4 protein-coding genes, 1 tRNA gene and 1 pseudogene are annotated in these 5,281 nt (G+C 62.9%); 4 read left to right on the top strand and 2 right to left on the bottom strand.

Annotated features, from left to right (window positions below; all coding sequences use genetic code 11):
• Positions 1-126: 126 nt before the first annotated feature.
• Together MOV74_RS30640 and MOV74_RS30635 are read right to left on the bottom strand one after the other, a co-directional pair.
• Positions 127-1,732, bottom strand: a pseudogene (locus MOV74_RS30640) (TonB-dependent siderophore receptor); the annotation flags it as partial.
• A 240-nt stretch (positions 1,733-1,972) separates the two neighbouring features.
• Positions 1,973-2,488: a MarR family winged helix-turn-helix transcriptional regulator gene (locus tag MOV74_RS30635; protein ID WP_246930538.1), complete on the bottom strand. Its 516-nt coding sequence runs from the start codon at positions 2,486-2,488 to the stop codon at positions 1,973-1,975.
• Positions 2,489-2,768: 280 nt separating this feature from the next.
• Between MOV74_RS30635 and MOV74_RS30630 the strand changes: the two genes are divergently transcribed.
• The 4 genes from MOV74_RS30630 to pepT all read left to right on the top strand — a co-directional run bounded on the left by MOV74_RS30630 (position 2,769) and on the right by pepT (position 5,114).
• Positions 2,769-2,972: a hypothetical protein gene (locus tag MOV74_RS30630; RefSeq protein ID WP_063194782.1), complete on the top strand. Its 204-nt coding sequence runs from the start codon at positions 2,769-2,771 to the stop codon at positions 2,970-2,972.
• A 159-nt stretch (positions 2,973-3,131) separates the two neighbouring features.
• A tRNA-Asp gene (locus tag MOV74_RS30625) sits at positions 3,132-3,208 on the top strand.
• Positions 3,209-3,415: 207 nt separating this feature from the next.
• Positions 3,416-3,760, top strand: coding sequence for an HU family DNA-binding protein (locus MOV74_RS30620; RefSeq protein WP_246930537.1), 345 nt, complete (start codon positions 3,416-3,418; stop codon positions 3,758-3,760).
• Between the two features lie 103 nt (positions 3,761-3,863).
• Entirely contained in the window at positions 3,864-5,114 is a 1,251-nt protein-coding gene (pepT, locus tag MOV74_RS30615) for a peptidase T (protein WP_246930535.1), read from the top strand.
• The last annotated feature ends 167 nt before the right edge of the window (positions 5,115-5,281 follow it).

Here is a 5,281-nt window from a genome sequence, read left to right as displayed (position 1 = left end):
GCGACGTACAGGGCCGTCGCGCGCGCCGCGCCCGCATGAGCTTCGGGCTGGGGGGCATAGCCCGGGAGCTCATCTATCTCCTGATGGAAGATCGGCGGCGCCAGATGCCGCCGCCCTTACCCGTCCTCACCATTTGTACGAGACGCTGGCGGTCACGCGCCGACGGTCGCCGTAGAAGCAGGACGTCGGGAACGAACAGCTCGCGACATAGATCTTGTCGGTCAGGTTGATCACGTTCAGCGCCGTACGCCAGTTCTGCCATTCGTAATGCAACGCGAGATCGCCGAGCACCACTGCGGGAACCTCGAGGGTGTTGGCCGGGTCGGCCCAGGACGAGCCGATGTAGCGCACGCCACCGCCGAAACCGAAGCCTTCGAGCGGCCCATCCTTGAAGGTGTAGTCGGCCCAGCCGGAGACCAGGAGCTGGGGCGTGTTGATCGGCGTCTTGCCGACCAGCGACGGATCGAGATCCCGGCTTGAGTTCCTTGGTGGCAATGGCCACCGCTTCGAACTCGATGCCGCGCGAGGTCACCTCGCCGGTCTGGTTCAGCAGGATCGGCGTGCCGGCGGTCGTCGCCACGTTCTGCCGCTTGAGGTCGAACACCGAGGCCGTGAAATAGCCGTCGAACCCCTTCGGCGCGACCTTTATGCCGATCTTGGTCTGCTGCCCGGTCTCCGGCAGGAACAGCTGGTTGCTGGCGTTGAGACCGATGACCGGATTGTAGCTCGTCGCATAGGAGATATAGGGCGCGATGCCGTTGTCGAAATTGTAGATCAGCCCGGCCCGCCCGCTGAACTTGCTGTCGTCACGGCTGGCGACCGCGGCCCCGGTGTCGCGCGCATTCTGCGTCGTCTCGACCCAATCGTTGCGGCCGCTCAGCACCAGCGTGAAGTTGCCGAGCTTCATCTGATCCTGAAGGTACGTGCCCGCCTGCTTCTGCGTGATCTGGAAATTGCGGAAGGGTGCGCCCGTGAGCGGAATGTTGAGACCGTAGACGGGATTGAAGACATTGATCGACGGAACGGTGCCGAAATTGAAGTTCTGGTAGTCGTCGATCTGATAACCCTTCAGGTCCACCCCGAACAGCATTGTGTGCCGCACCGGCCCCGTGTTGAAGCGGTACTCGAGCTGGCTATCGAGATTGGCCTGGTTCGCTGTGTTCTTCGCATACCAATTATAGCGGCCCATCGTCGCCGTATTGATGTCGGCCCAACCGTTGCCGATGAAACCGCGATAGGTCAGGTCAATATGCGCGAACCGCGCATTCTGGCGAAACGTCAGGTCGTCGTTGAGATTACGTTCGAACCGGTAGCCGAGCATCTCCTGCTCGCGTGTGAACTTGTCGACATTGGGATCGCCGACGAAGAAGCTGGTCGGGATCTTGCCGAACGGCGCGTTCGTCACTGTACCTTGGTACGGCAGGAAGTTGATGCCCCTTGTGTCCGTCTTCGAGGCCGATGCGAGAACTGTGAAAGTCGTGTCGGCATCCGGCTTCCATGTGAACGAGGGCGCGATGAAGTAATTGTTGTCGGGCGTGAAGTCGACCTGCGTACCGCCGTTCCTGACCTCGCCGACGACGCGATAGTACAAGTTGCCGTCCTGCGGCTGCGTCGCTATCGGCCCGCCGACATCGAAGCCGATATAGGCATTGCCGAAATTGTTGACGCCCGTCTCGATGTAGCGGATCGGCTCGGCCGGCGGCATCTTGCTGATGACGTTCACGATGCCATTGCGCAAGCGATGCCTGCGGCACCACAACCAAAGCGGACGCGGTCGCCAACACGGCCGACCGCAGCATTCCCAGACTGTTCAACGCGCCACCCCAAAACGTATCTGCATGCGTCATGCCGTCAGTCCCGTGACGGCATGCACTTGCGATGACGCTTATGGGAGGGTGCGCGATTTCCTAATTGAAAGCTTCTTAGAAGGACTCTTAGAAGCGCTCCAACAGTTCCGGAGATTGCTGCGAGATCAGCGCGAACTCTTCTCGCTCTCGAGCATCTCGGCGGCGATCGCCGTGAGCTGATCGACCTGCCGCATCAGCGTGTGGAATTCAGCTTCGCTCAAATGCTCCAGCAGGCGCCGGTTGCGCTCCTGCGCGCCGTCGACGATCGCGTCATGCGCAACGAGACCTGCAGGCGTCAGCGAGATCAGCACCTCGCGGCTGTCTCTCGGATTAGCCGATTTCGCGATCAGCTTGCGCGAGAGCAGATCGGCCAGCGCGCGGCTGATCTGTCCCTTGTCCTGGCCGACGGCCTCGGCGAGCCGCGCCACGCTCATCGGCGGTCGGCGGCCGAGCGAGGCGACGAGACCGAACTCGACCAAGGACAAGCCGGTGAGGCGCTTGTAGCGCAGGATCGCGCCACGCTTGAGCAAATTGGCAAGCACCATCAGTCGCGCCGACAGCATCATAGTGATCGGGGCCGATGGTTCGCTCTCGTCCGCTGCGGGCGACGTCGCCCCGCCCCTGCTCTCGGTCTGGCTCATGATCCACCTCTGCCAAGAAAGCCGGCACCTGCCAAGCCGGGTCAAAGAGCCTCCGCGGTCACGACCACGCTCGGCGCCCTCTTGTTCATCCGGGCCGCCCGCGATCCGGGGTGACATCGGCCGTGCCGCCGCCGCCTGAGACCGGGCCCGGCTCGGCCCGTTCAGCGAAACCAGCCGGGCGGGAGATGAAACCATTTTGCGGAACCCGCGAAACCATCCGGAAACAGATGGTCCTTAAGACAGAGCCATAGACGGCGGCAAAGCCCGTCGGGAGGCTCAGATGAACCACTCCATTCACTCTGCTGATCGTGCGACCCACCTCAAGATCGTGGTGGTGGCGCTGGTGGCCGGCATCATGGTGGCCGGCTTCGGGATCGCAGCGCGTACCAATGCCGATTACAGCCAGACCGCCCAGTCCACCCACGTTATCAAGGCCGGCAAGCCGGTGGTGGTGACGAGCGCCGGGACGTCGGAGATTCGCTGAAACATTCTCTTCCGGGCTGACCAATGGCCGCCTCCGGGCGGCCTTTTTCGTTTTCCAGAGCAATGCTTAGCCGAGATACACCGGTGAAGCGCAACGTCCTTGACTTCACTCAGCCCCGCCTTTAAGTCCCCCCTCGTTCCGCGCGCGTCAGCGAACCACGCGGGAGTAGCTCAGTTGGTTAGAGCGCCGGCCTGTCACGCCGGAGGTCGCGGGTTCGAGCCCCGTCTCTCGCGCCATTTTGGCAATCCCTTCATAGTCTTAGCCTGAACTTATCGAGGCCTGTCGCAACTGTGGCGGGCCGTGGACGGCGTTCGGCCGGCTGGGCTGGCGGCGGTGTCAGCCCACGCCCGAATCGTCTACGGGTCAAAGGACTTAGAGGGATCCCCACCCATTCTCGGCTTTTCCAGGGATGCCCCGTCATTGGACCATCGAGGAGGCCAGTCATGGCTAAGAAGGATCTGGCTAAGAAGGATCTGGCTAAGAAGGATTCGGCAAAGAAGGCAGCCGCTCCCGCCACCATCACGCTCAAGCACCTCGCCGCCGATATCGCGGAGAGCCAGGATCTGTCGAAAAAGCACGCCGAAGCTGCCCTAACCGACATGGTCGATTTGATCACCAAGCACCTGAAGAAGGGCGACCGCGTCCGCATCGTCGGGCTCGGCATCCTCCAGGTCCGCAAGCGCGCCGCCCGCACCGGCCGCAATCCCGCCACCGGCGAGCCGATCCACATCAAGGCCAGCAAGAAGGTCACCTTCCGCCCGGTCAAGGAACTGAAAGAGGCGATCTGAGGTGAGCGTTCGTTAAGCCTGATCCGCGCCGTTCCGGCCGCATCCCGGCCCGCTTTTTCTGATATACCGCCCGCTTCCCCTGACCCCGGCGGTTTGACCAGAAATGTCCTCCCTCACCTTCTCGCATACCGTGACCGAGCGCTTCCTGCGCTACGTCACCATCGACACCCAGTCTGATCCGGAATCCCCTCACTCGCCTTCGACCGAGAAGCAGAAGGATCTCGGCCGCGTGCTCGCCGCGGAGCTGAAGGCCATGGGCGTCGAGGACGCGCATCTCGACCACTATGGCTACGTCTACGGCACGATCCCGGCCAACACCGACAAGAAAGTGCCGGTGATCTGCTTCTGCTCGCACATGGACACCTCGCCCGACGTGACCGGCAAGGACGTCAAGCCGCAGCTGTTGAAGAACTATCGCGGCGGCGACATCACGCTGCCGGGCGACACCAGCCAGGTGATCCGCTTCAATGAGCACCCTGCGCTGAAGAACCAGATCGGCAACGACATCATCACCACCGACGGCACGACGCTGCTCGGCGCCGACAACAAGGCCGGCATCGCCGAGATCATGGATGCCGCGTATTTCTTCATCAACAACCCCGATGTGAAGCACGGCACCATCAAGATCCTGTTCACGCCGGACGAAGAGATCGGCCGCGGCGTCGACAATGTCGACCTGAAGAAGCTGGGGGCCGATTTCGGCTACACCATGGACGGCGAGAGCGCGGGCTGCGTCGAGGACGAGACCTTCTCTGCCGATGGCGCCACCATCACCATCAACGGCGTCAGCGCACACCCCGGCTACGCCAAGGGCAAGATGGAGCACGCGATCAAGATCGCGGCCGCCATCGTCGAGCGCCTGCCCAAAGAAGGCTGCTCGCCGGAAACGACCTCAGGCAAGCAGGGCTTTCTGCATCCGATCGGCATCGAGGGCGCGCTGGAGCAGGCGAGGCTGTCCTTCATCGTCCGCGACTTCACCGAGGAAGGGCTGAAGGAGAAAGAGGACCTGCTCGAGTCCATCGTCAAGGACGTGATGAAGGACTATCCGCGCTCGACCTACAAGTTCGAGGTCCGCGAGCAGTACCGCAACATGAAGCAGGTGATCGACCGTCACCCGCACGTGCTCGAATACGCCATTGAGGCGATCCGCCGTGCCGGCCTGCGCCCGATGCGCACCGCGATCCGCGGCGGCACCGATGGCTCGCGCCTGTCCTTCATGGGCCTGCCCTGCCCCAACATCTTTGCCGGCGAGCACGCGTTTCACTCGCGGCTGGAATGGGTCAGCCGGCAGGACATGGAAAAGGCCGTGCAGACGATCGTGCACCTCGCCATGATCTGGGAAGAAAAGGCCTGAGCTAGCCGATCTCCGTCATGGCCGGGCTCGCGCCCGGCCATGACGCTCGGAGATTTACGGCACCGGCATTGCGCGCGGGCTGCGATGGAAGCGGTTGGAGCTCGCCATCCAGTTCGGCAACGGCTCTCCATCGCGGTGGCGCCCGCCGGCGACAGCCGCAGCCCAGG

This window comes from Bradyrhizobium sp. SHOUNA76, assembly GCF_023006445.1.
GTDB lineage: Bacteria > Pseudomonadota > Alphaproteobacteria > Rhizobiales > Xanthobacteraceae > Bradyrhizobium.
Note: the sequence above shows the minus strand (reverse complement) of the source record. Positions and strands in the feature narration are given on the sequence as shown.